This window comes from Solimonas soli DSM 21787, from assembly GCF_000474945.1.
Classification (GTDB): Bacteria; Pseudomonadota; Gammaproteobacteria; order Nevskiales; family Nevskiaceae; genus Solimonas; species Solimonas soli.
On sequence record NZ_KI440839.1, the window covers coordinates 98,883 to 121,846 of the forward strand.

Annotated in this window: 25 protein-coding genes; 19 read left to right on the forward strand and 6 right to left on the reverse strand. The window is 70.6% G+C overall.

Annotated elements, in window-relative coordinates:
- The first annotated feature begins 13 nt into the window (after positions 1–13).
- From K344_RS0118210 to hda, 3 genes are read left to right on the forward strand one after another with little or no spacing between them, the layout of a single operon-like run.
- The gene (locus K344_RS0118210; protein ID WP_028081869.1) at positions 14–643 is read left to right on the forward strand and encodes a DUF8605 domain-containing protein; all 630 of its coding nucleotides are present in this window, start codon (positions 14–16) and stop codon (positions 641–643) included.
- Entirely contained in the window at positions 640–1,743 is a 1,104-nt protein-coding gene (locus K344_RS0118215) for an AI-2E family transporter (protein WP_084197608.1), read from the forward strand. The genes K344_RS0118210 and K344_RS0118215 overlap by 4 nt, the downstream gene beginning before the upstream one ends.
- The gene (gene hda / locus K344_RS0118220) at positions 1,740–2,414 is read left to right on the forward strand and encodes a DnaA regulatory inactivator Hda (protein ID WP_028081871.1); all 675 of its coding nucleotides are present in this window, start codon (positions 1,740–1,742) and stop codon (positions 2,412–2,414) included. The genes K344_RS0118215 and hda overlap by 4 nt, the downstream gene beginning before the upstream one ends.
- Positions 2,415–2,530: 116 nt before the next feature.
- Here hda and fliD read toward each other — a convergent pair whose 3' ends face one another.
- The 3 genes from fliD to K344_RS0118235 form a co-directional block, all read right to left on the reverse strand.
- Positions 2,531–3,886: a flagellar filament capping protein FliD gene (fliD, locus tag K344_RS0118225; RefSeq protein ID WP_169729323.1), complete on the reverse strand. Its 1,356-nt coding sequence runs from the start codon at positions 3,884–3,886 to the stop codon at positions 2,531–2,533.
- 19 nt (positions 3,887–3,905) lie between these two features.
- Complete coding sequence (locus tag K344_RS0118230; RefSeq protein ID WP_028081873.1) at positions 3,906–4,268, reverse strand: flagellar protein FlaG; 363 nt, start codon at positions 4,266–4,268, stop codon at positions 3,906–3,908.
- A 140-nt stretch (positions 4,269–4,408) separates the two neighbouring features.
- Positions 4,409–5,563, reverse strand: a complete 1,155-nt coding sequence (locus K344_RS0118235) for a flagellin N-terminal helical domain-containing protein (RefSeq protein ID WP_043114941.1) — start codon at positions 5,561–5,563, stop codon at positions 4,409–4,411.
- 382 nt (positions 5,564–5,945) lie between these two features.
- Here K344_RS0118235 and K344_RS0118240 point away from each other — a divergent pair, with 382 nt between their 5' ends.
- From K344_RS0118240 to K344_RS24235, 3 genes are all read left to right on the forward strand, one after another.
- On the forward strand, positions 5,946–7,148 hold the full coding sequence (locus K344_RS0118240; protein WP_157623103.1) for an SGNH/GDSL hydrolase family protein: 1,203 nt from the start codon (positions 5,946–5,948) through the stop codon (positions 7,146–7,148).
- 17 nt (positions 7,149–7,165) lie between these two features.
- Positions 7,166–7,846, forward strand: a complete 681-nt coding sequence (locus K344_RS0118245) for an OmpW/AlkL family protein (protein WP_028081876.1) — start codon at positions 7,166–7,168, stop codon at positions 7,844–7,846.
- A gap of 113 nt (positions 7,847–7,959) precedes the next feature.
- The gene (locus K344_RS24235) at positions 7,960–8,121 is read left to right on the forward strand and encodes a hypothetical protein (protein ID WP_157623105.1); all 162 of its coding nucleotides are present in this window, start codon (positions 7,960–7,962) and stop codon (positions 8,119–8,121) included.
- Positions 8,122–8,130: 9 nt separating this feature from the next.
- On the opposite strand, the gene flgL is transcribed toward K344_RS24235, so the two are convergent.
- From flgL to flgJ, 3 genes are read right to left on the reverse strand one after another with little or no spacing between them, the layout of a single operon-like run.
- Complete coding sequence (gene flgL / locus K344_RS0118255; RefSeq protein ID WP_051362401.1) at positions 8,131–9,336, reverse strand: flagellar hook-associated protein FlgL; 1,206 nt, start codon at positions 9,334–9,336, stop codon at positions 8,131–8,133.
- Positions 9,336–11,201, reverse strand: coding sequence for a flagellar hook-associated protein FlgK (flgK, locus tag K344_RS0118260; protein WP_028081878.1), 1,866 nt, complete (start codon positions 11,199–11,201; stop codon positions 9,336–9,338). The genes flgL and flgK overlap by 1 nt, the downstream gene beginning before the upstream one ends.
- Before the next feature lie 10 nt (positions 11,202–11,211).
- Positions 11,212–12,168: a flagellar assembly peptidoglycan hydrolase FlgJ gene (gene flgJ, locus K344_RS0118265; protein ID WP_028081879.1), complete on the reverse strand. Its 957-nt coding sequence runs from the start codon at positions 12,166–12,168 to the stop codon at positions 11,212–11,214.
- 890 nt (positions 12,169–13,058) lie between these two features.
- Here flgJ and fliE point away from each other — a divergent pair.
- The 13 genes from fliE to K344_RS22510 form a co-directional block, all read left to right on the forward strand.
- Entirely contained in the window at positions 13,059–13,391 is a 333-nt protein-coding gene (gene fliE / locus K344_RS0118270; RefSeq protein WP_028081880.1) for a flagellar hook-basal body complex protein FliE, read from the forward strand.
- 13 nt (positions 13,392–13,404) lie between these two features.
- Positions 13,405–15,054: a flagellar basal-body MS-ring/collar protein FliF gene (gene fliF, locus K344_RS0118275; protein WP_028081881.1), complete on the forward strand. Its 1,650-nt coding sequence runs from the start codon at positions 13,405–13,407 to the stop codon at positions 15,052–15,054.
- Positions 15,054–16,055: a flagellar motor switch protein FliG gene (fliG, locus tag K344_RS0118280; protein WP_028081882.1), complete on the forward strand. Its 1,002-nt coding sequence runs from the start codon at positions 15,054–15,056 to the stop codon at positions 16,053–16,055. Before fliF ends, fliG begins: the two co-directional genes overlap by 1 nt.
- The gene (locus tag K344_RS22495; protein ID WP_051362402.1) at positions 16,055–16,672 is read left to right on the forward strand and encodes a FliH/SctL family protein; all 618 of its coding nucleotides are present in this window, start codon (positions 16,055–16,057) and stop codon (positions 16,670–16,672) included. Before fliG ends, K344_RS22495 begins: the two co-directional genes overlap by 1 nt.
- Positions 16,669–18,027 (forward strand): flagellar protein export ATPase FliI, encoded by a 1,359-nt coding sequence (gene fliI / locus K344_RS0118290; protein ID WP_028081883.1) that lies wholly within the window; start codon positions 16,669–16,671, stop codon positions 18,025–18,027. The genes K344_RS22495 and fliI overlap by 4 nt, the downstream gene beginning before the upstream one ends.
- 14 nt (positions 18,028–18,041) lie before the next feature.
- A complete protein-coding gene (gene fliJ / locus K344_RS23235) occupies positions 18,042–18,488 on the forward strand; it encodes a flagellar export protein FliJ (RefSeq protein WP_084197609.1) in 447 nt (148 codons plus the stop codon).
- A 5-nt stretch (positions 18,489–18,493) separates the two neighbouring features.
- Complete coding sequence (locus tag K344_RS0118300) at positions 18,494–19,495, forward strand: flagellar hook-length control protein FliK (protein WP_245586267.1); 1,002 nt, start codon at positions 18,494–18,496, stop codon at positions 19,493–19,495.
- Between the two features lie 199 nt (positions 19,496–19,694).
- Positions 19,695–20,219, forward strand: a complete 525-nt coding sequence (locus K344_RS0118305; protein ID WP_028081885.1) for a flagellar basal body-associated FliL family protein — start codon at positions 19,695–19,697, stop codon at positions 20,217–20,219.
- Positions 20,216–21,217: a flagellar motor switch protein FliM gene (gene fliM / locus K344_RS0118310; protein ID WP_028081886.1), complete on the forward strand. Its 1,002-nt coding sequence runs from the start codon at positions 20,216–20,218 to the stop codon at positions 21,215–21,217. Before K344_RS0118305 ends, fliM begins: the two co-directional genes overlap by 4 nt.
- Positions 21,214–21,555, forward strand: a complete 342-nt coding sequence (fliN, locus tag K344_RS0118315; RefSeq protein WP_028081887.1) for a flagellar motor switch protein FliN — start codon at positions 21,214–21,216, stop codon at positions 21,553–21,555. The genes fliM and fliN overlap by 4 nt, the downstream gene beginning before the upstream one ends.
- 1 nt (position 21,556) lies before the next feature.
- Positions 21,557–22,012: a flagellar biosynthetic protein FliO gene (fliO, locus tag K344_RS22505; RefSeq protein WP_051362404.1), complete on the forward strand. Its 456-nt coding sequence runs from the start codon at positions 21,557–21,559 to the stop codon at positions 22,010–22,012.
- On the forward strand, positions 22,009–22,794 hold the full coding sequence (gene fliP / locus K344_RS0118325; RefSeq protein ID WP_043114943.1) for a flagellar type III secretion system pore protein FliP: 786 nt from the start codon (positions 22,009–22,011) through the stop codon (positions 22,792–22,794). The genes fliO and fliP overlap by 4 nt, the downstream gene beginning before the upstream one ends.
- Before the next feature lie 2 nt (positions 22,795–22,796).
- On the forward strand, positions 22,797–22,964 hold a 168-nt coding region (locus K344_RS22510), incomplete at its 3' end, for a flagellar biosynthetic protein FliQ (protein WP_043114983.1).

Here is a 22,964-nt window from a genome sequence, read left to right on the forward strand (position 1 = left end):
CGATAATTTGTCCATGCGCCCGCTCTCCTCCGCCCTGCTGGTCCTCGCCGTCCTGTACGCGAGCCTCGTCGCCCTGCCCGCCGCGGCACAGAACGACGGCGGCAATCCCTACGAAGGCCGCGTCGGCGTCGCCGACCAGAGCGCGGCGAGCCGCGACCAGGGCCTGCGCGAGGCGCTCGCCCAGGTGGTCGGCCGGGTCAGCGGCGTGGACGCGCTCGGCAGCGCCGCGCCGGTGCTCGGCCGCGCCGCGCAATACGTCCAGCAGTACGGGTTCACCCAGGAACCGGGCGGCGCGCTGCAGCTGGTCGCGCGTTTCGACAAGACCGCGGTCGACGCCCAGCTGCGCGCGCTCGGCCTGCCGGTCTGGGGTTATGCCTCGGCGCCGGCCGAAGAACTGAAGCTGAGCGTCAGCGGCCTGCGCGGCAGCGCCGACTACGCGCGCGTGCTGAGCACGCTGCGCGCCGTGCCCGGCGTCAAGGCCGTCGCCGTGCAGGGCGCCGAGGCCGATCGCCTGCAGCTGGGCGTGCGCGCCGAAGGCGGCAGCGCGCGTCTGGCCGCGGCGCTGGCGGGCGGCCGGGTGCTGGTCGCCGACGGCGCGGCGCCGCTCGCCGCCGGCACGCTGAACCTGCGCCTCGCCCGATGAATGCGCTCGACGAGACCGAATCCTCGGTCAAGCGTCACTGGCCCTGGTATCTGGGCGCCGCCGCCGGGCTCGCGCTGCTGTGGTTCCTGACGCCGATCCTCGCGCCCTTCGTGATCGGCGCCGGCATCGCCTATCTCGGCGATCCGACCGCCGACCGCCTCGAACGCCTCGGCCTGTCGCGCACGGCATCGGTGAGCATCGTCTTCACCGCCATCGTGCTCGCCTTCCTGCTGCTGTTCGTGCTGCTGGCGCCGATGCTCTACCAGCAGGCGGTGACGCTGATCCACAACATCCCGGCGTGGATCAACTGGATTCTCGAAACCGGCCTGCCGAAGCTCGGCATCCACGTCGGCACGCGCCTCGACGCCGGCGCGCTGCAGCAGATCGTCAGCGAGCACTGGTCGGAGACCGGCGACATCGTCAAGACCCTGTGGCTGCGCGTGTCCGAATCGGGCAAGGCCTTCATCACCATGGGCGCCAACCTGCTGATGATCCCGATCGTCAGCTTCTACCTGATGCGCGACTGGGATCGCCTCGTCGCCTGGATCCGCGCCCTCATTCCGCCGCGCCTGCTGCCGCAGACCACGCGCCTGGCGCGCGAGGCCGACGGCGTGCTGGGCTCCTTCATCCGCGGCCAGCTGCTGGTGATGGCGGCGCTGGCGGCGATCTACTCGATCGGCCTGACGCTGATCGGCGTCGACCTCGGGCTCATCATCGGCGTGATCGCCGGCCTGCTCAGCTTCGTGCCGTATCTCGGCTTCGCGGTCGGCTTCGGCGCGGCGCTGATCGCCATGCTCGTGCAGACGCACGAATGGCTGCCGCTGGTCTGGGTCTGCGTGGTGTTCGGCATCGGCCAGGTCGCCGAAAGCGCCTTTCTCACGCCGATCCTGGTCGGCGACAAGATCGGCATGCACCCGGTCGCGGTGATCTTCGCGGTGATGGCGGGCGGCCAGCTGTTCGGCTTCATCGGCGTGCTCGTCGCGCTGCCGGTGTCGGCCGTGCTCGCCGTGCTGCTGCGTCACGCCAAGGAACAGTGGCTGCTGAGCCCGCTGTACCTGCGCGGCGCGCCGCCGCCGGACGAAACCCCGCCCGACGCATGAAGGGCCGCCAGCTCGCGCTCGCCGTGCAATTGCGCGACACGGCGAGCTTCGCCAGCTATTGGCCCGGCGGCAACGCCGAGACGGTGGCGGCGCTGCGCGAACTGCGGCATCCGATCCTGCTCTACGGCCCGCCGCAGTCCGGCCGCACGCATCTGCTGCAGGCCGCCTGCCGCGCGCACGCCGGCGCCTATCTGCCGCTGCGCGAGATTGCCGCCTACGGCCCCGAGGCGCTCGACGGCTTCGACGCGCCGGCGCTGCTGGCCCTGGACGACCTCGACACCGTGGTCGCCGACCGCGCCTGGGCGCTGGCGCTGCTGCGCCTGATCGACCGTCGCCGCGCCGCCGGCCAGGCATTCCTGTTCAGCGCCGCGGCGCCGCCGGAGCACCTCGCCGTCGCCCTGCCGGATCTGCGCACGCGGCTCGCCGCCTGCGTCGTGCTCGGCCTGCTGCCGCTCAGCGACGCCGAACGCGGCGCGCTGCTGAAGGATCGCGCCCAAGCGCGCGGACTGGCGCTGCCCGACGAGGTGACGCGCTGGCTGCTGCACAGCCAGGCGCGCAGCACCGGCGCGCTGGTCGAGGCGCTCGATGCGCTCGATCGCGCCTCGCTGCGCGAGAAGCGGCGCCTGACCCTGCCGTTCGCGCAGTCGGTGCTCACCGCCCACGCTTCCTGAATCATGCGGCCACGGCCGCGCCGCGGCCCTGCCACGATCTCGCCGTCGCCGACCGCTTCGAACGCGCATCGCACCGCACGGATCGCGCCCTGCGCCGGCACGCGGCGCGCCGAGGCTCACGAACCCGACGAGCTGCCGCCGAGCTTGGCGAGTGCGCTGAGCTGCTGCGTGAGATAGGTGCTGGTGGTCTGCATCGAGGCCATCAGCGTGTCGAGCGCGGTGTACTGCGCGCGGTAACGGGCCTCGACCTTGGCCATGCGCGTGTCGAGCGCGTCGAGCTGGTCGCTGATCGTGTCGAGCTGCGCCTGCAGGGCGTCGTCGCGGGCGTCGATCTGGCCATCGTCGCCGACGATCTTCTCGATCGCCGCGTCGAGCCGGGTCGCGTAGCCGGCGCTGCCGCCGAACAGCTTCTGCACCGAGGCACTGTCGGTCTGCAGCGCCGACTTCAGCTTGCTGCTGTCGAGCGTCAGCGTGCCATCGCTGTTCGCCGTGATGCCGATCTGCGACAGATAGCTGTAGCTGCCGGCACCGTCGACCGTCGTGCCGAGGATGCCGCGCAGCGTGGTCATCGCGCCACGCACCATCGGGTCGCCGTTGAGCGTCGCCGCGGTTTTGCTCGCGGCGTCGTACTTGGTCAGCGAGGTCATCGCCGTCATCGCGCTGTTGTAGGCGTTGACGAAGGCCTGGATCGCCGACGACGCCGAGGTGGTGTCGAGCGCGACGTTCAGCGTGTCGGTCGTGCCGGCCTGGGCCTTGAGCAGATTGAGCGTCACGCCGTCGATGGCGTCGTCGACGCTGTTCGAATCGGAGTAGACATCGTAGCCGTCGACGCGGATGTGCGCGTCGGCGGCCGGCTGCTTCTCGGTGAAGCTGGTCAGCGACGAGCTGACGGTGATGGCGTTGTCGGCGCCGGTTTCGTTGGCCGTCAGCATCAGCCGCGCGCCGCCGCTTTCGCTGATCAGCGTCGCCGTGACGCCGCTGTTGTCGGCGGCGTCGTTGATGGCGTTCTTGAGATCGGCGAGCGTGTTGGCGGTGCTGCCGAGCGTGACCTTGAACGACTTGCCGCCGACCGTGATCGTCATGTCGCCGCTGCCGAGCGCGCTGCCGGCGCCGCCGACGTATGCCGTCGACGCGAGCTTGTGCGACTGCGCCAGCGCCACCACCTCGACGGAATAGCTGCCGCGCGTCGCGCTGCTGGTCGTCGAGGCGGTGAACACATTGGTGTCGGACGAGTTCGCCGTCAGCGTCGCCAGCGTGCCGTCGGACTTCAGCGCGTCGAGCTTGCCCTGCAGATTGCCGAGCACCGACTTGAAAGTGGCGACCGCCGACAGCTGCGTGTTGATCGTCGTCTGCTTGGTCGTCAGGCGCGTTTCGGTCGGCGTCTTCTCGGCCGACACCAGCTTGCTGATCAGCGATTCGATGTCGAGCCCGGAGCCGACGCCCGCCGACGTGAGAGTACCCGTGGAGCTCACCGACGCCATTTTTCCGTCCTCATGCCTGAACCTGCAGCAGCCCGCCGTGGCCGTCCCGCATCATCCGGGCCAGGCGCAAGGCCTCCTCGCCGGGAATCTGTCGCAGCACGGTGCCGTCGCGGCGATCGACGACTTCGACGATCACGCGATGCAGATCGCCGTCGACGCGATAGGTCAGATCGACATCGTTCCTGGCGAGCTGCTGGGATAGCTCCGCGAAGGCCTGCTGCAGTGCCGCCAGATCGGCCTCGCCGTCGCCGGCGACGCCGGCCGAACCTGCGGCCGCCGCCGCGCGGCCGTCGCCTTTCCCGTCGGAAACGCCGAAGCGGGCCGCACCTTTCGGTGCGGCCGCCGGCTCGATTGCCTTGATTGCATCGCTCATCGCCGAAACCTCTGGTCAGGTCCGTCGTCCTCCGCCTCCGGCGGCGTCCATCGGCGCTGACCGCCTTGCGAATCCTTTCGCGAAGCCCGGGTGCGGCGGCGCGCTTCTTCGCGCCGCCGCACCCCGTCTTCGACCCGCATTCAGCCCTTGAGCAGGCTGAGCACGTTCTGCGGCGCCGAGTTGGCCTGGGCCAGCATCGCCGTGCCGGCCTGCTGCAGGATCTGCGCGCGCGTCATGTTCGCCGTTTCGACCGCGAAGTCGGCGTCCTGGATGCGCGAACGCGCGGCGGAGAGGTTCTCCGAGGTCGTCGCCAGGTTGCTGACCACCGACTCGAAGCGGTTCTGCACCGCACCGATGCTGGCGCGCGTCGAGTTGATCTGCGCGAGCGCGCTGTCGACCTGCTTGATGGCGAGCGAAGCGCCGGCGTACGAGTTCAGGCTGAGGCCGGTGAGGCCGGTCGTGGTCGTCGCGGTCGCCGAGCCGTCGCCGCCGGCGACGTTGAAGCCGGTGGCGGTGCCGTCGTCGGTGCCGGTGACGGCGATCGTCGCATCCGAGCTGAGCACGATCTTGCCGGTCGAGCTGTCGAAGGCGGCGTTGACGCCGGTCTGCGAGGCGTAGTTGTTGATCGCATCGACGACCTGGCCGACGCGCTGCTGCGCCGAACCGGCGGCGGTGATGCCGGCGCCGACGTCGACGCCATTGATCACCAGCGCACCGGCGCCGACCGCGCCGAGCGCCGTGATGCCCGACACCGCGCTCGACTGGCCGGTGGCGGCCGTCACCGAGCTCAGCGCGGCGACGTTGGCGTCGCCGAACGAGGACACGGTGATCGTCTCGCCGGCGTTGGCGCCGACCTGGAACACCGCCGAGGTGAAGCTGCCGTCGAGCAGCTTGACGCCGTTGAACTGCGTCTGGTCGGCGACGCGGTCGATTTCGCTGAGCAGCTGCGTGGCTTCGGCTTGCAGCGCGGCGCGGTCGGTCGACGAGTTGGTGGCGTTGGCCGACTGCACGGCCAGTTCGCGGACGCGCTGCAGCGAATCGGAGATCGAGCTCAGCGCGCCGTCGGCGGTCTGCGCCAGCGAGATGCCGTCGTTGGCGTTGCGCTGCGCCTGGTTGAGGCCGGTGATCTGGCTCGAGAAGCGGCTGGAGATCGCCAGGCCGGCGGCATCGTCCTTGGCGCTGTTGATGCGCAGGCCCGAGGACAGGCGCTGGATCGAGGTCGAAAGTGACGACTGCGACGACTGCAGATTGCGCTGCGCGTTCAGCGACATCACGTTGGTATTAATGCCTTGCATGAATGCACTCCTGATGAGGAAGGTTGGAAATCCGGGCCGACGGCCACAACGGCTTTCGGTCCTGCCTCAGCAGATCCGTGAGCGGATTGCCGTTGCTGATTCCTTATCGGGCCACGCCGCACAAACTTGAGCGACTTCGCCGATCGGCGATGGACGGCCGCGGCCCATGGACGAACGGCATTGCCCGGCGGTCGCCGCACCGCGACGGTGCCAGGCACCTCGTGTGCTGCCTCACATTGGGGAGCCAGGCGCGTCCGTTCCTCCCAGAATGGGGCCCGATTGTCGGGAATCGCCTCATCGTCGTGTAGGGAATCGCCTAGTCTGCCGCCCATCCGCCCGCCAGGGCGAACGCCTTCCCATCACAACGATCAGGAGCAACACCGTGAGGAGATGTCTCATTGCGCTCGCCTTGTCGGCCCTCGCCGCGTGCGGCGGCGGCGGCGGCAACAGCGGCGCCACCAAAGCCTCGTTCACCTCCGTCACCGCCTTCGGCGCGAGTCTTACCGACAGCGGCACCTTCGGCTACAAGTTCACGGTCCAGCCGTCGGAAGGCCAGACCTACCGCGTGTGGAGCGAGCGCGTCGCGGCGACCTACGACGTCGACGATCTGTGCCCGGCCTACCTCGCGACCTCGGCCACCACCTTCGCCGACAACACCGGCGCGGGCTGCACCAATTACGCGATCGGCGGCGCGGTGATCCAGAACTTCGTGCCGGCGGCCGATCCGGCCAATGACAGCGTCAACAACGCCTCGCCGATCTCGATCCTCAAGCAGCTCGGCGATGCCGCCACGCACGCGGCGGCCAATGACGGCTTCGGCGCGGACGACCTCGTGCTGGTCGGCGGCGACGCCGGCGCCAACGATGTCGCGGCGATGCTTACCTACCTGCTCTACGCGCAGCAGGGCAGCACCGCCTACCAGCAGCACTTCGCCAAGCGCGTGCTCAGCGTGATCCCGGCCGGCAGCCAGTACGACGCGGTGCGCACGCAGGCGCAGACCGCGCTCGGCAGCGGCGACTTGCCGACCGCGGGCGGCATCTACATGACGGTGCTCGCCGACACGCTGGCGGCCACCGTGCAGGGCACGGTGCTCGCCGCCGGCGCCACGCACGTCGTGGTGCAGAACACGCTGGACGTCACCAAGACGCCGAAGTTCCAGATCGGCCTCAAGCAGCAGCTGATCGCGGGCGGCATGTCGGAAGAGGACGCCACGGCGACGCTCGCGACGATCGGCACGCTGGCGCAGGGCTGGCTGACGGTGTTCAACGACGAGCTGGTCGCCAAGCTCGGCGACGACTCGCGCATCGCCATCGTCGATTTCTACACGCACTTCAACAACGAGATGGCCGACCCGGCGCAGTACGCGCTGAGCAACGTCACGACGCCGGTCTGCACCGCCGTGCAGACGGCGATGGAATCGCCGAATCCGGACGAGCTCAGCACCTGCACCGACACCATCCTCGATGCGGGCCTGCCCGGCTGGCGCTCCTACGTGTTCGCCAACACCTTCCACCCGACGCCTTACGGCCACCAGCTGCTGGCCGAAATGGTGACCGACGTTCTCGCCAAGGCCGGCTGGCTGTGAGGCGCGGAGACAATATGATGAACAACATTGCAAAGATCGCGGCCGCGGCCGCGCTGTCCGCCGCCTTCAGCATGGGCGCGCAGGCCCAGGAAAGCGCCGGCTCGTGGCTGATCAAGGGCGGCGTGATGTCGATCATGCCGGACTCGCGCAGCGGCGACCTGTCCGCACCGAGCCAGCCCGGCACCAAGATCGACACCTCGTCGGGCGACACGCAACTCGCCGGCGGCATCGTCTACATGATCACCGAACACTGGTCGGTGGAAGTGCCGCTGGCCCTGCCCTTCAAGTACGACATCAAGGGCGCCGGCACCATCGACGGCGTCGGCAAGATCGGCGAAACCAGGGCGATGCCGGCCACGCTGTTCGCGCAGTACCGCTTCCTCGGCGCCGGCGCCAGGCTGCGGCCCTACGTCGGCCTCGGCCTGACCTACGCCTACTTCTTCGACGAGAAGGGCAACGGCACCCTGACCGGCCTCACCAACCCGGGCGGCGGCGAGCCGACCAAGCTCGACATCGACTCGAAGTTCGCGCTGACGCCGCAGCTCGGCGTGGTCTGGCACTTCAACGATCGCTGGTTTGCCGAAGTCATGGGCGCCAAGACCTTCCTGAAGACCACCTCGTCGCTGAGCACCGGCCAGAAGATCGACATCACGCTCGATCCATGGACGGCGGGCGCCTTCGTCGGCTATCGCTTCTGAGTCGCGCACGGTAACGAAAGCCGGCCCTCGCGGCCGGCTTTTTCGTGGGCGCGAGAAGTGAACGCCGGCGCGCCGGCGGGGTCGCAATGACACACCCATGCACGGAGAGCGACATGAAGCAGCCCGGCAAACCGCGCGCGCGCCGCGACAGCGGTGCGCAGCACGAGCCGTCGGTCAACCGCAAGGCGCGCGCCGCGCACGGCCGCGCGATGCGGGCCGGCGGCCGGAGCGATACCGGCGGCAGCACCGGCCAGCGATCGAAGCACGATCGCTGAGCGACGCCTTCAGCGCAGATAGTCGAACAGCGACAGGCCCTGCACCTTGACGTAGACCTGCTGCGCGGCCTGCAGGGTCGTCATCTGCAGCTGCACGCGGGCGATGGCGTCGGCGTAGTCGGTGTCGCGCAGATCGGCGACCGCGTTGCTGGCGTGCTCGCTCTGCGCGGCCGACACGTCGAGCGCGTCGTCGAGCGCATCGAGGCGAAGGCCGATGCCGGTGCGCACCTCGCTGAGGCGATCCTCGGCATTCTGCAGGCCGGCGAGGCCCTGCTGCAGCGCGGTCTGGATCTGCGCCGCCTGCGCCGGATGGCCGCTCTGCGGCTGCGCGACCAGCCGCGCCAGACCGTCGACCAGCGCGAACAGGTCCTGCGTCGCCGCCGGCGCCAGCGAGAAGCCGTCGCCGGCGGCCGGCGTGCCGCTGAAGCTGAGCGTCGCGCCGCGGAAGCTGATGGCGCCGCCGCTGGCGTAGCTGCCGCTCTGCAGCACGGCACCGCTGCCGTCGACGATTTCGTAGGCATCGGCGGCGCTGAAACGCACGGTGTAGCTGCCGCCGTCCCAGGCCGAAGCGTCGCTCAGCGTGGCCTGCGTGAGCACCGCGCCGCCGGCATTGGCCGCGCCGGCGGTGACACCGAACACGCCGTTGCCGCCGCGGATGCCCATGAACACGGCGCTGCCCGGCTCGTTCTGGGCGATGGCGCGCTGGCTGCCGACCTGCGCGGTGAGCGTCGTCTGGTCGCCGCTGTAGCTGGCGCTGCTGCCGTTCCAGGCGAACGGCGCCTGCGCGTTGGCGGCGCCGCCGAACAGATAGCGGCCCTGGCCGTCGCCGGTGTTGGCGAGCGCGAGCAGCTGGTCGCGGATGCCGCTCAGCTCCTGGGCGATCGCCTTGCGTGAATCGTCCGACTGCGTCGCCGTGTTGGCCTGCACGACCAGTTCGCGGACGTGCTGCAGGAGACCGACGCCGCTGGCCACGCTGTCCTCTCCGAGCTGCAGCTGGGCCTGCGCGGCCTGCGCGCTGGCGGTATAGCGCGCGCTCTGCGCGAGCAGCGCGTCGTAGCCCTGCGCCGTCGCCCAGCCGGCCGGATCGTCGGCGGCGCTCGCCCATTTCTGGTTGGAGCTGAGCTGCAGCTGCGTCTTCGCCAGATTGTTCTGCTGGCGCTGCATCTCGGCGACGCCCTGCTGGTAGTGCCACGCGGTGGAGATGCGCATCGTCATCAGCCTCTCGCCGCCGACAGCAGCGACTGGAAGATCTGGTTGGCGGTCGCGATCACCTGCGCCGCCGCCTGATAGGCCTGCTGAAAGCGCACCAGATCGGCGGCCTCCTCGTCGAGATTGACGCCGGACGCCGACTGCTGCGCCGCTTCGGCCTGCGTCTTCACCGCGCCCTGCGCGTCGAGCGCGAGGCTCGCCTGCTGCGAGGCGGTGCCGGCGCGCGTGCTCAGCGCGGTCTGTGCGGCATTCAGCGAGTCGCTGCCGAACAGCGCCTGGCCGCCGAGCGCGGCGAGCGCCTGCGCGTTGCGGTTGTCGCCGCTGTCGGCGGCGGTCCTGGCGATGGCGAAGCGGTCACCCGCGGCCGGCGCGCCGGACAGCGTCAGCGACCAGCCGTTGACGCTGATCGCGCTGCCGGCGCTGTACGCATAGCTGCCGCTGCCGTTGATCTGGTAGGTGCCGGCGTCGGTGAAGCTGATCGTCACCGCATCGGTCAGATTGGCGTTGCCGGCGTCGCTGACCGCGAGCGCGCCCACCGTCGCGCCGTTGCCGCTCGCCGCGCTGGCCGACACCGCGCTGGCGGCGGCGATCCTGGCCGGATCGAGCGTCGCCATCTTCAGCCGCCCGGCGACATCGGCCGTCGGCTGCACGAGAAACTTGTCGCCGGCCTGCGCGCTGCCGCTGACGACGATCGCCGCGCCGCCGATCTTCAGCGGATCAGCGGCGCTGCCGGTGCCGGAGAGCGCCACGCCGGCGCCGCTGCGCGCGTCGCTCGCGGTCCAGGCGCTGCCGTCGAACTTCAGCACGTAATCGCTGCCGCTCAGCGCGCCGGCGTCGCCGATCGCGACCGTCATGCCGGCGTTGCCGGTGTTGGCCTTTGCCGCCAGCGCGCTGCCGTTCGGCAGCGTCAGCAGATCGCCGCCGCGCTGGCCGTTCTGGTCGACGCCGGCGGCGTTCTGCGCGTTCACCGCGGCGGCGAATCCGGCCGCGAGCCGGCCCAGTTCGGCGCGCGCCGGATCGACCAGCTCGCGCCGCGTGTCGAGCAGGCCGCCGAGCGTGCCGCCGCTGAGCTGCGCGGTGATCGGCTGGCCGTTGAAGCTGACATCGAGCCGGCCGCTGTTGAAGGCGTCGCCCGCCGTGCCGAGCGCCGTCGCCTGCTGGCCGAGCACCAGCGCCTGGCCGCTGGCGGTGTAGACGTTGAGGCTGCCGTCGTCCTGCAGGGTGGTCGACACGCCGACGCGCGTCGCGATCTTCTGCACGAGCGTGTCGCGCTGGTCGAGCAGATCGTTCGGCGGCTGGCCGAGCGCGGCCTGCGCATCGACGATCTGGCCGTTGAGCTTGGCCAGCGCCGCGCCGTAGTCGTTGATCTCCGCGACCGTCGCGCCGAGCGACTGGTCGATCCGCGAGTCCATCGCGTCGAGCTGCGACTGCTGCGTCGCGAAGCGGCTGGCGACGGTCTGCGCGCTGCCGAGCAGCGCCTGCCGCGCCGCCGTCGACGAAGGATTCGAAGCGAGCGCGCTGGCGGCATCGAAGAAGGACTTCAGCGGCGTCGTCAGGCTGGTGCCGGAATCGGAGAACAGCGTGTCGATCTGCGCCGCGTAGTCGGCGTAGACGGAAATGCGCGAATAGGCCGAGTTGCTCGACTGCAGGCGGCCGTTGACCAGCGCGTCGGTGATGCGCTGCACCGACTGCACGTCGACGCCGGCGCCGACGTAGCCGCTGCCGGTGCCCGAACCGGGCCGCGACAGCAGATCGACGCGCTGCCGCGAATAGCCCTCGGTGTTGGCGTTGGCGATGTTGTGGCTGGTGGTGTTCAGCGCCGTCTGGTAGGCGAGCAGCGCCGAGACGCCGGTGGAAAGCAGATCGCTCATGACCTCTTCCTCATGCCGTCACGGTGCGCGGCCTGCCGGCGAGCGCGAGCTGCAGGGTCGGCCCGTCGGCGATGCGCAGGATCTTCTGCGCATAGGCCGGATCGCTCGCGTAGCCGGCCTTCTGCAGGCCCTGCACGAAATGCGTCGCGCTGCCGCCGTGGTTCAGAGCGTCGGCATAGCGCGGATTGGATTTCAGGAAGTTCACGTAGTCGTCGAACGAGGCCGCCGCCGAATCGTAGGCGCGGAAATCGGCGCGCTCGCGCCGCGCGCTGCCGCCGACGTACTCGGTGGTCGTCGTGCGCACCTCGGCGCCCTGCCAGCGACGGTCGGCCTTGATGCCGAAGTAGTTGAGGCTGGGGTCGCCATCGCCCTTGCGGATCGCATGCTGGCCCCAGCTGGTTTCCAGCGCCGCCTGGGCGATCAGCACCCGCGCTGGCACGCCGAGCTCGCGCGCCGCGCGCTCGGCGTGCGGCAGGATCTTCTGCACGAAAGCCGTGCGCTGGTCGCCGCCGGCGCCCGCCGCCGTCGAGGCCGCCGCCGCGCCGCCCGCCTTCAGGCCGTGGCCGCTGTCGACCGGCGTCGGGCTGAGACGCAAGGATGGCGGCGTGCCTATCGCGCCGAGCGGCAGCGCCGCGTTCGTCGCCGCCGTGGCCGACGCCTCGGCGGCGGCCGTGCCGCGCAGCTGGCGCACCAGCAGGTCGGCGAGACCGAGACCCTTGCCGGACGACAGGTGCACGGCCATCTGCTGATCGAAGATGTCCTGGTAGAACTCGGTCTGCCCGCCGCCCATCACGTCGTTGCCGGGCGAGGCGGCGCGCGCGCTCTTCAGCATCTGCTGCGTGAACAGCGCCTCGAACTGCTGCGCGGCCTTGCGCACGGTGGCGTCGTCGTTCTCGCGCGCGCCGCGGCGCAGGGCATTGAACTGGCTGAAGTCGGTGATGCTGTCGGTGGGCCGCGTGCTGCTCATGCGGCGCTCCGGCTCGGCGATGACCGCATCGCCTGCTTTGCAGTGATCGGTGCTCGATCGAGTTTTCTGATTTCGCCTTGCGGCGACTTACTTCTCTTTGCTTGTGCACCGAAAAGTAGGCGCCTCGAGGCGAAGAGAAGTAAGCAAGAGAAAGCACACCCTGAGGGCCGCATCCCCGCTGTCGCGGGGAAGCCTGTGCTGCTCACGTGCTCGGGGCCGTCACCGACAGGCCATCCATGGCCTGACGGTGACTTGGCGTGCCGTCCTGGCGCGCCATCCGGCCCCGCCCACGGGGCGGGGCGTTCGCCGGGGCGGATGTCCACCGGACATCCGAAAATCCCCGGCTCACCCCCTGCGCGCGCTGCGCTGCTCGGTGCGGCCCTAAGGGGACCAAAGTCAAAAGCGAAAAGCCAAAGCAACGGCAAAAACAGACTCCCTCTCCCCGCTTGCGGGGAGAGGGTTGGGGTGAGGGGCGCTGTTGCCGTGGCTTTTGACTTTGGGCCCCTTTGCGAAGCGCCGAGGAGCGCAGACCGCCGGGGGTTGTCCGGCGCTGACTGTCTGAGCGGGCGCAGCCCGCGAGTTTCAGCGACGGCCCGGCGGTCGAGCACCGCAGGGAACCCTCGCGCAGCGAGGGCGCGAAAGCCAGGGTGTGCTTTCTCTTGCCTACTTCTCTTCGCCTCGAGGCGCCTACTTTTCGGTGCACAAGCAAAGAGAAGTAAGTCGCCGCAAGGCGAAAGCAAAAAGCCCGATCAAAAAACCGAGCGCAAGCACAACGCGCCGACCGTTGATCGCCGACAAGCGTATTGAAGCTGTGTGTCGAATGTTTGGCGCCGTGCGCAGGAACGGAAGTTGCCTCGTTGCCTGCGAACCGTCACCCGCGTCACGACCCGATGAACGAGATGGATGTCAGCCGCGTCCTCGCGCAGATCCGCTCCCTGCAGGCGCAGGCCAGCCTCGCGCCGGCGACCGCGCGCGTCGACGCGACGGCGGCGCAGCCGCAGGGCGGATTCGCCGGCGTGCTCAAGGCGGCGATCGGCGAAGTCAACCAGTCGCAGAACAATGCGGCGGCGCTGCAGCGCTCGTTCGCGCTCGGCGACAACAACGCCGATCTGTCGACGGTGATGCTGGCCGGCGCCAAGGCGCAGGTCGAATTCAAGGCGATGACCGAAGTGCGCAACCGCCTGGTGGCGGCGTACCAGGACATCATGAACATGCCGCTCTGAGAGCTAGCGCGCGATGGCAACGATCTCCCTGCCGGCGGCCCGGCAACTCAAGGACATTCCGGCACTGCGCCAGCTCGCGGTGCTGCTCGGCATCGCCGCCGCGGCGGCGATCGGCATCGGCATCTGGTCGTGGTCGCAGAAGCCGGGCTATGTGCCGGTCTACGCTGGCCTGTCCGACAAGGATGCCGCCGAACTCGCCGATGCGCTGCGCGCCGCCAACATTCCGATGAAGCTCGACGGCGGCACCGTCACCGTGCCGCAGGCGCAGCTCTACGACGCGCGTCTCAAGCTCGCGGCGCAGGGCCTGCCGCGCGGCAGCGACAGCCAGGGCTTCGAGCTGATGCAGCAGGACCAGGGCTTCGGCACCAGCCAGTTCGTCGAGAACGCGCGCTACCAGCACGCGCTGGAAACGGAGCTGGCGCGCACCATCGGCAGCCTGCAGCCGGTGCGCGGCGCACGCATCCATCTGGCGATTCCCAAGCCGAGCGCGTTCGCGCGCAAGAGCGACGCGCCGAGCGCGTCGGTGTTCGTCGAGCTGTACGCGGGCCGCACGCTGGAGCAGGACCAGGTCGCCTCGATCGTGCACCTGGTCGCCGCCAGCGTGCCCGGCCTGCAGCCGGCGGCGGTGACGGTGATCGACCAGTTCGGCCACCTGCTGACCAACAGCGATTCCGACAGCGCGCTGGCGCGCACCGCCGAGCAGTTCGACTACACGCGCCGCCTCGAGGCCGACTATCAGCGCCGCATCGAGCAGCTGCTGACGCCGATGGTCGGCGCCGGCCGCATCAACGCGCAGGTCGCTGCCGACATGGACTACTCGGAAACCGAGGAAGCGCGCGAGCAGTACGGCGCCGATCCGGCCAAGCTGCGCAGCGAACAGACGTCGGAGGACGTGCAGCGCGGCGCGGCGAAGACGGCCGCCGGCATTCCCGGCGCGACCAGCAACCAGCCGGCGCCGCAGACCGCTAATCCGCCGCTCAACCAATTGTCGGGGCAGCCCGCCGGCCAGCCGGGCGCGGACGGCAGGGGCGACGACATCCAGTCGCAGAGCAGGCAGGCCACGCGCAACTACGAGCTCGACCGCACCGTCAGCCACACGCGGCAGTCCGTCGGTCGTCTCCGGCGTCTGTCGGTCGCCGTGCTCGTCGACCATGTGCCGCAAACCGACGGGCAGGGCAGGGACCAGAAAACCGTCATGCGTGCGCTGACGCCCGAGGAGCTCGGCAAGGTGGAGGCGCTGGTCAAGGAAGCGGTCGGCTTCGACGCCGCGCGCGGCGATTCGGTCGCCGTGCAGAACTCGGCGTTCGTGCCGAACGAGACGCTCGCCGTCGAGCCGCTGCCGTTCTGGCAGCAGCCGCAGCTGCAGTCCTGGGCGCGCCAGGGCGGCGGCGTGCTGCTGGTGCTCGCGCTGATCGTCTTCATCCTGCGTCCGGCCCTGCGCCAGCTGCTGTCGGCCTCGACGCAGGCGCCGGCGCTGGAAGGCACGGTCGAGGACCGGCGCGCGGCGGGCCCGATCGCCGACGATCGCCTGACGCTCGGCGGCGAGCCGCCGCCACCGTCGCCGTATGAGCAGCGCCTGCAGCTGGCGCGCAAGGCCGCCGCCGAGGATCCGAAGCGCGTCGCGCAGGTGGTGAAGAGCTGGATCGGTCAGGAGAACGGCTGATGGGCGAAGCGGCGAACAGCAGCGGTGTCGAGCGCGCCGCGATCCTGCTGATGTCGCTCGGCGAAGCCGAGGCGGCCGAGGTGCTCAAGCACATGAGCGCCAAGGACGTGCAGAAGGTCGGCGCGGCGATGGCGTCGCTGGCGAACATCACGCGCGATCACGCGACCGACGTCATGGAGCGCTTCGCGCTCGAACTCGACGACCAGACCTCGCTCGGCGTCGGCGCCGACGACTACGTGCGCCGCGTGCTGGTCAACGCGCTGGGCCAGGACAAGGCCTCGGGCCTGATCGACCGCATTCTGCTCGGCCGCAACAGCAAGGGCCTGGAGGCGCTGAAGTGGATGGAGACGCGCGCGGTCGCCGACCTCGTGCGCAACGAGCATCCGCAGATCGTCGCCATCGTGCTCGCCTATCTCGATCCCGACCAGGCGGCGGAGATCGTGCAGCTGCTGCCGGAACGCATGCGCGGCGACGTGCTGATGCGCATCGCGCGGCTCGACGGCATCCAGCCGCAGGCCCTGCGCGAGCTGGACGAGATCATGGAGAAGCAGTTCTCCGGCACCAACAATCTGAAATCGTCGAGCGTCGGCGGCATCAAGGCCGCGGCGATCATTCTCAACCTGATGGACTCGTCGATGGAGCAGGCGATCGTCGCCAAGATCGGCGAGGCCGACGCCGAGCTGAGCCAGCGCATCCAGGATCTGATGTTCGTGTTCGATGATCTGGCCGGCGTCGACGACCGCAGCACGCAGACCCTGCTGCGTGAAATCTCCACCGAGACGCTCGGCCTCGCGCTGAAAGGCGCCGATCCGCGCGTCAAGGAAAAGATCCTCAAGAACATGTCGAAGCGCGCCGCCGAGATGCTGGTCGAGGACATGGAAGCGAAGGGTCCGGCCAAGCTGTCCGACGTCGAAGCAGCGCAGAAGGAAATCCTCGCCGTGGCGCGCCGTCTCGCCGACGCCGGCACGATCGCGCTCGGCGGCGGTGAGGCGATGGTCTGATGGCGACGCCCGCCGAGCGCGCCGAGCCTGTCGATCTGCTCGAGGATCCGCAGGCGCGCTTCAGGCGCTGGACCTTGCCGGTGTTCGATGCGCCGGCCGACGCGCCGCCGACCGCGCAGGCGCTGGAGGATATCGAGGCCGCCGCCTACGAGGAGGGCCGCCGTCGCGGATACGAGGACGGCCGGCTCGCCGGCCGCGAGGACATGCGCCGCGAGGCGGCGCGCCTGGGTGCCCTGATCGAGCAGATCGCGCGGCCGCTCGCGCAGCTCGACGACGAAGTCGAGCGCGCGCTGGTCGATCTGGCCTGCGCGATCGCGCGGCGCCTGCTCGACGACGAACTGCGCGGCGAGCCGGCGCGCGTGGTCGCGCTGGCGCGCGCCGCGCTCGCCGCCCTGCCGCCCGATCTGCGCGACATCCGTCTCTACCTGCACCCGCAGGACGCGCAGCTCGCGCGCGGCGAGCTGCTGCCGCCGCCCGACGCGCAGCATTTCCGCATCGTCGAAGACGCCGCGCTGGCGCGCGGCGATTGCCGCGTGCAGACCGAATCGACCTGGCTCGACGCGCGGCTCGACACGCGCATCGCGCTGGCCGCCGCCGCTTTGCGCGATACGCCATGAGCGCCCGGCCCGACGAGTGGCGACGCGCCTCGGCGCAGCGCCTGAGCGGTCGCCTGCTGCGCCACGGCGGCGCCGTCCCCGGCATCGCCACCCTGCGTCCCGAGGGCCGTCTGCAGCGCGTCGTCGGCCTCACCCTGGAAGCGGTCGGCTGCCGCCTGCCGATCGGCGCGCGCGTGCAGGTCGACAGCGCCGACGGGCGCGGCATCGAGGCCGAGGTGGTCGGTTTCGCCGGCGAACGCACCTTCCTGATGCCGACCGCCGAGATGCGCGGCCTGATGCCGAATGCGCGCGTGCATCCGCTGGCGGGCGGCGCCGGGATCAAAGCCGGCGACGCCCTGCTCGGCCGCGTGCTCGACGCCGAGGGCCAGCCAATCGACGGCCGCGGCCGCCTGCAGGGCGATGCGCATGCGCGCGTCGACGCCACGCCGATCAATCCGCTGACGCGCGCGCCGGTGACGCTGCCGCTCGACGTCGGCGTGCGCACGATCAATTCGCTGCTGACGGTGGGCCGCGGCCAGCGCCTCGGCCTGTTCGCCGGCACCGGCGTCGGCAAATCGACGCTGCTCGGCATGATGACGCGCTTCACGCAGGCCGACGTCGTGGTCGTCGGCCTGATCGGCGAGCGCGGCCGCGAAGTGCGCGAGTTCCTCGACAAGAGCCTCGGCGCCGAGGGTCTGCAGCGCGCCGTGGTGGTCGCCACGCCGGCCGACCGCTCGCCGCTGCTGCGCCTGCGCGCCGCCTACACGGCGACGGCGATCGCCGAGCATTTCCGCGATCGCGGCCGCCACGTGCTGCTGCTGATGGATTCGCTGACGCGCTTCGCGCAGGCGGCGCGCGAGATCGGTCTGGCGATCGGCGAGCCGCCGACCACGCGCGGCTATCCGCCGTCGGTGTTCGCGCGCCTGCCGGGCCTCGTCGAGCGCGCCGGCAACGGCCGCGAAGGGCAGGGCTCGATCACCGCTTTCTACACGGTGCTGACCGAGGGCGACGATCTGCAGGACCCGATCGCCGACGCCGCGCGCGGCATTCTCGACGGCCACATCGTGCTGTCGCGGGCGATCGCCGACGCCGGCCTGTATCCGGCGATCGACATCGAGGCCTCGATCTCGCGCGTCATGCACGACATCGTCGACGACACGCAGCTGCAGCAGGCGCGCCGCCTGCGCGCGCTGTTCGCCGCGTACCAGCGCAACCGCGACCTGATCAATATCGGCGCCTATCAGCGCGGCGCCGATGCGAAAGTCGATGCCGCGCTCGAACGCTGGCCGCGCATCGAGGAATTCCTGAAGCAGTCGGTACGAGAGGCGGCGCGTCTGGACGACAGCCGGCGCCGCCTCGCCGAACTGCTGGGCTGAAGAGGAGAAGAACCATGGGTCATGCCCTCATGTCCGAGCGCCTGCAGCCGCTGCGCCAGCTCGCCGATCGTCGCGAGGACGACGCGGCGCGCCTGCTGATCGACGCGCAGCGCCTGCTCGGCGAACGCCAGGCGCGCTACGTCGAGCTGTGCCGCTACCGCGAGGAGTACGAGCGCCAGAACGCGGCGGCGACGCCGCAGCTGCTGCGCAACCGCCAGGCCTTCATCGAACGCCTGCGCGAGGCCGAGCGCTTCCAGCTGCAGCTCGTCGAGCAGGCGCAGCGCGGCGTCGACCAGTGCCGCGCGCACTGGCTGCTGCAGCAGCGCGAGACGCGCACCGTCGCGCAGCTGATGAGCTGCTACGTGGCGCGCGAGCGTCGCGAGGAAGAACGCCGCGAGCAGCGCCAGCACGACGAGCTGGCGCTGCAGCGCCACGCCCGTCGCGCCGCGGAAGGCGATTGAGCGCCGTGCCGCCGGCGGCCGCCGCCGCCGCGCCCGTCGCGCCGCCGCGAACCGCGGCGGCGCCGGCCGCGGACGTCATGCCGTTCGCCGAGCTGCTCGGCGCCGGCGGCGCGGCGTCGAGCGACGACACCGCAGCCGCGACCGACGACGGCGCAGCGGACAGCGCGTCGCCGGCCGCCGCCGACCCGGCGCCGGCGGGCGCCGCGGCGGCCGATGGCATGCGCGTCATCGACTGGCTGCTCGCCCTGCGCCAGACCCTGTTGCCGCCGGCAACGCCGGACACTGTGCCCGTCGCGCCGCCGGCAGCGCCGGGCATCGCGACGCATCGGGCCGGCAAGGCGGCGGCGATCGGCGCGGCGCCGCCGGAGACCGCCGCCGCCGAGCTCGGCGCGGCGGACGGGAGCGCCGCCCTGGCGACGGCGCTGGACGGCGCGCTATCGGCGCCGGGCGAGGCGCGCGAGGCCGATGTGTCCTTTGCCGCCTTGCCGCTCGTCGTCGCCGATGCCGCGGCGCCAGTGCCAGTGCCAGTGCCGTCGCTGCCGCCACCGTCGACCTTGCAAGGCGGCGGCGCCACGCCGGCGGCGCCGCTTCCGGAGCCGGCCACGGCGCCGCCGCTGCAGCTGGCGCCCGATCATGCGGATTTCGTCGAGGGCCTCGGCGAGCGCATCGTCTGGATCACCGACGGCGGCCTGCAGCACGCGCGCATCGAGCTGCATCCCGTCGAGCTCGGCGCCATGAGCGTGCAGGTACAGATCCGCGGCGACGAGGCGCAGATCGCCTTCAGCGCGGATCTGCCGGCGACGCGGGCGCTGCTGCAGAACGCGGTGCCGCAGCTGCGCGCGCTGTTGGACGCGCAAGGCCTGCAGCTGCTGCGCGCGCGGGTCGATGCGCGCGTCGCCGCCGTGTCCGAGTCCGACGGCACGTCCGACGCCTGGCGTGACGCGCGCGAGCCGCGCGCCGCGCCGCGCCGCGTCGGCCGCCTGAAGCTGGTCGACGCCTACGTCTGAAAACCGTCGCGGCGTGCGCAGAAAACGCCGACGGCTTTCCGGCGCGCGCGCCGGCGCCGCGACCGCCCGTCGCCGATCTGCGGTCGCGGCCCCGTTCGCAGCGGGCTTGCACGCCACGCTCGTCGGCCGCATCACCGGCATCGCGCGGCGCTGGAACACGTCTTGCTCGGCGCCGGTACCACACCGGAGCTCACGCGACATGGCCAAGGCCGCCGCCACCGAAGAAGAGAACCCGCCTGCCGCCGCCGCCAGGCGCAGCCTGCTGCTGCCGATCGTCGCCGGCGTCGTGATCGCGGTCGGCGCCAGCGCCGGCATCAGCTTCGTGATGATGCAGCATGCGATGCCGAAGCCGGCCGCCGAGGCGGGCCAGGAAGGCAAGAGCGAAGAAGCGAAGGTCGAGAAGAAAAGCCCGCCGGTCTACATCCCGCTCGATCCGGCCTTCGTCGTCAATCTCGAAGGCGACGACACGCGCTTCCTGCAGGCGCAGGTGCAGCTGATGGCGCGCGAGGCGCAGGCGGCGGACGAGATCAAGCTGCACGAGCCGCGCATCCGCAACGCGCTGCTGATGATCTTCTCCCAGCAGCGCGCCGCCGACATCGCCACGCGCGAGGGCAAGGAGAAGCTGCAGGCGTCGGTGCTGGCCGAGGTGCAGAAAATCATGACCGAAGAGACCGGCAAGCCGACCATCGAAGCCGTCTACTTCACCAGCTTCGTCACGCAATGAGCGGCGATCTGCTGTCGCAGGACGAAATCGACGCGCTGCTGCACGGCGTCGACTCCGGCAAGGTCGATACCGCGCCGCCGCCGGCCGCGCCGGGCGAAGCGCGTTCCTACGACTTCGCCTCGCAGGAACGCATCGTGCGCGGCCGCATGCCGACGCTGGAGATGGTCAACGAGCGCTTCGCGCGCCTGTTCCGCATCTCGTTGTTCAACATGCTGCGGCGCACGCCGGAGCTGACGGTGGTCGGCATCGAGACCATGAAGTTCTCCGAGTACACGCACTCGCTGTTCGTGCCGACCAGCCTCAACCTGATCCGCGTCAAGCCGCTGCGCGGCACCGCGCTGTGCGTGTTCGAGCCGCGCCTGGTGTTCACCGTGGTCGACAACTTCTTCGGCGGCGACGGACGGCTGCCGACCAAGATCGAGGGCCGCGAGTTCACGCCGACCGAGATGCGCGTGATCCAGCTCCTGCTGCGCCAGGTCTTCGCCGACCAGCAGGAGGCCTGGAGCCCGGTGCTGGGCCTCGATTTCGAGTACCTCAATTCCGAGGTCAATCCGCATTTCGCCAACATCGTGTCGCCGGGCGAGATCATCGTCGCCTGCAAGTTCAAGATCGATCTCGAAGGCGGCGGCGGTCACCTGCACCTGACCTTTCCGTATTCGATGCTCGAACCGATCCGCGATCTGCTCGACGCCGGCATCCAGTCCGACCGCGGCGACAAGGACGAGCGCTGGCCGGCGACGCTGCGCGCGCAGATCCGCGACGCCGAGGTCGACGTCAGCTGCGAGCTGGTGCGCACGACCATGAGCCTGCGCCAGCTGCTGCAGCTGAAGGCCGGCGACGTCATTCCCGTCACCTTGCCGCGCACCCTGGAACTTTGCGTCGAGGAGATGCCGCTGTTCCGCGGCAGCTTCGGCATCGCCAACGGCCACAACGCGCTGCGCATCCACGAAGTCATCCGCCGCGCCGTCGTGCCGGCCACCAGCCAGGAACCCGCATGAGCACTCCCACCGTCGCTCCGGAAGCCACGCGCGCCACTTTCCAGACCCTCGAGGACAAGCCGACCGGCAACGGCATGGACGTCAATCTCGACGTCATCCTCGACGTGCCGGTCACGCTGTCGATGGAAGTCGGCCGCGCCCGCGTGCCGATCCGCAACCTGCTGCAGCTCAACCAGGGCTCGGTCATCGAGCTCGAACGCGCCGCCGGCGAGCCGCTCAACGTCTATGCCAATGGCACGCTGATCGCGCACGGCGAGGTGGTGGTCGTCAACGAGAAGTTCGGCATCCGCCTGACCGACGTGGTCAGCCCGGCCGAACGCATCCGCAAGCTGAAGTGACATGCAGCTGAGTCCCGCGCTCGACGCCGCGCCCGCCGCGTCCGCCGCGTCCGCCGCGTCCGCTGCGGCCCACGCCGCCGTGCCGTCGGCGCCGCCGGCGATCGGTGCCGGCAGCGTCGCCGGCGCGCTCGGCAGCCTGGCGCTGGTCGTCGCGCTGATCTTCGCGCTCGGCTGGCTGGCGCGGCGCCTGCGCGGCCTGCGCGCCGCGCGCGGCGGCGGCGAGCTGCAGCTGCTCGGCGGCGTGTCGATCGGCAGCAAGGAACGCGTCGTCGTGCTGCGGGTCGGCGGCGAGCACCTGGTCGTCGGCGTTGCGCCGGGCTGCGTGAGCCTGCTGCATCGCTATGCCGGCAGCGCCGCGCGCGCCGCGTCGGGCGACGATGCGCCGGCGGCGAATGCGGTGGTGATTCCCTTCGCCGACAAGCTGCGCGAGCTGCTGCGCAGGCAGGGCGCGGCATGAAGCGCAGTCCGCGCGCCGCCGTGCGGCATCGCTGGCTCAAGCGCCTGCTCGGCGCCGCGCTGTGGGTCGCGCCGGCCCTGCCGGGCCTCGCCGCCGCCGCCGGCCTGCCCAGCGTGACGGCGACGCCGGCCGCCGGCGGCGCCACGCAGTACAGCCTCAACGTCGAAGTGCTGCTGCTGATGACGCTGCTGACGCTGCTGCCGGCGCTGCTGCTGAGCATGACGGCGTTCACGCGCATCGTCGTCGTGCTCGGCCTGCTGCGGCAGGCGCTCGGCACCAACCAGACGCCGAGCAACCAGATCCTCGTCGGCCTGTCGCTGCTGCTCAGCTTCTTCGTCATGGCGCCGGTGCTGCAGAAGGCCTACGACGACGGCGCCAGGCCGTACATGGACGGACAGATGGCCTTCGAGCCGGCGCTCGCCGCCGGCGTGAAGCCCTTGCGCGCCTTCATGCTCGCGCAGGTGCGCGACGCCGATCTCATGACCTTCGGCAAGATCGCCGGACACGAGAGCTACGCGACGCCGGACGACATTCCGTTCACGGTGCTGGCCGCGTCGTTCGTCACCTCCGAGCTGACCACGGCCTTCCAGATCGGCTTTCTGCTGTTCATCCCCTTCGTGGTCATCGACCTCGTGGTGTCGAGCGTGCTGATGAGCATGGGCATGATGATGCTGTCGCCGATGCTGGTGTCGCTGCCGTTCAAGCTGATGCTGTTCGTGCTCGTCGACGGCTGGTCGCTGGTCATGGGCATGCTCGCGGCCTCGTTCCACGCGGCGGCCTGACGATGACGCCGGAGACCGTCCTGTCGCTGGCGCGCGAAGCCCTGTGGCTGACCCTGCTGCTGGCCTCGCCGCTGCTGCTCGCCGCGCTCGCCGTCGGCGTGCTGGTCGGCATCGTGCAGGCGGCGACGCAGATCAACGAAATGACGCTGAGCTTCATCCCCAAGCTGCTC

What these genes read in the sequence shown, in the direction of transcription:
- K344_RS0118210 (WP_028081869.1), top strand. Translation starts at nt 14, where the DNA reads ATGCGCCCGCTCTCCTCCGCCCTGCTGGTCCTCGCCGTCCTGTACGCG.
- K344_RS0118215 (WP_084197608.1), top strand. Translation starts at nt 640, where the DNA reads ATGAATGCGCTCGACGAGACCGAATCCTCGGTCAAGCGTCACTGGCCC.
- hda (WP_028081871.1), top strand. Translation starts at nt 1,740, where the DNA reads ATGAAGGGCCGCCAGCTCGCGCTCGCCGTGCAATTGCGCGACACGGCG.
- K344_RS0118230 (WP_028081873.1), bottom strand. Translation starts at nt 4,268, where the DNA reads ATGAGCGATGCAATCAAGGCAATCGAGCCGGCGGCCGCACCGAAAGGT.
- K344_RS0118235 (WP_043114941.1), bottom strand. Translation starts at nt 5,563, where the DNA reads ATGCAAGGCATTAATACCAACGTGATGTCGCTGAACGCGCAGCGCAAT.
- K344_RS0118245 (WP_028081876.1), top strand. Translation starts at nt 7,166, where the DNA reads ATGAACAACATTGCAAAGATCGCGGCCGCGGCCGCGCTGTCCGCCGCC.
- K344_RS24235 (WP_157623105.1), top strand. Translation starts at nt 7,960, where the DNA reads ATGAAGCAGCCCGGCAAACCGCGCGCGCGCCGCGACAGCGGTGCGCAG.
- flgL (WP_051362401.1), bottom strand. Translation starts at nt 9,336, where the DNA reads ATGACGATGCGCATCTCCACCGCGTGGCACTACCAGCAGGGCGTCGCC.
- flgK (WP_028081878.1), bottom strand. Translation starts at nt 11,201, where the DNA reads ATGAGCGATCTGCTTTCCACCGGCGTCTCGGCGCTGCTCGCCTACCAG.
- flgJ (WP_028081879.1), bottom strand. Translation starts at nt 12,168, where the DNA reads ATGAGCAGCACGCGGCCCACCGACAGCATCACCGACTTCAGCCAGTTC.
- fliE (WP_028081880.1), top strand. Translation starts at nt 13,059, where the DNA reads ATGAACGAGATGGATGTCAGCCGCGTCCTCGCGCAGATCCGCTCCCTG.
- fliF (WP_028081881.1), top strand. Translation starts at nt 13,405, where the DNA reads ATGGCAACGATCTCCCTGCCGGCGGCCCGGCAACTCAAGGACATTCCG.
- fliG (WP_028081882.1), top strand. Translation starts at nt 15,054, where the DNA reads ATGGGCGAAGCGGCGAACAGCAGCGGTGTCGAGCGCGCCGCGATCCTG.
- K344_RS22495 (WP_051362402.1), top strand. Translation starts at nt 16,055, where the DNA reads ATGGCGACGCCCGCCGAGCGCGCCGAGCCTGTCGATCTGCTCGAGGAT.
- fliI (WP_028081883.1), top strand. Translation starts at nt 16,669, where the DNA reads ATGAGCGCCCGGCCCGACGAGTGGCGACGCGCCTCGGCGCAGCGCCTG.
- fliJ (WP_084197609.1), top strand. Translation starts at nt 18,042, where the DNA reads ATGGGTCATGCCCTCATGTCCGAGCGCCTGCAGCCGCTGCGCCAGCTC.
- K344_RS0118305 (WP_028081885.1), top strand. Translation starts at nt 19,695, where the DNA reads ATGGCCAAGGCCGCCGCCACCGAAGAAGAGAACCCGCCTGCCGCCGCC.
- fliM (WP_028081886.1), top strand. Translation starts at nt 20,216, where the DNA reads ATGAGCGGCGATCTGCTGTCGCAGGACGAAATCGACGCGCTGCTGCAC.
- fliN (WP_028081887.1), top strand. Translation starts at nt 21,214, where the DNA reads ATGAGCACTCCCACCGTCGCTCCGGAAGCCACGCGCGCCACTTTCCAG.
- fliO (WP_051362404.1), top strand. Translation starts at nt 21,557, where the DNA reads ATGCAGCTGAGTCCCGCGCTCGACGCCGCGCCCGCCGCGTCCGCCGCG.
- fliP (WP_043114943.1), top strand. Translation starts at nt 22,009, where the DNA reads ATGAAGCGCAGTCCGCGCGCCGCCGTGCGGCATCGCTGGCTCAAGCGC.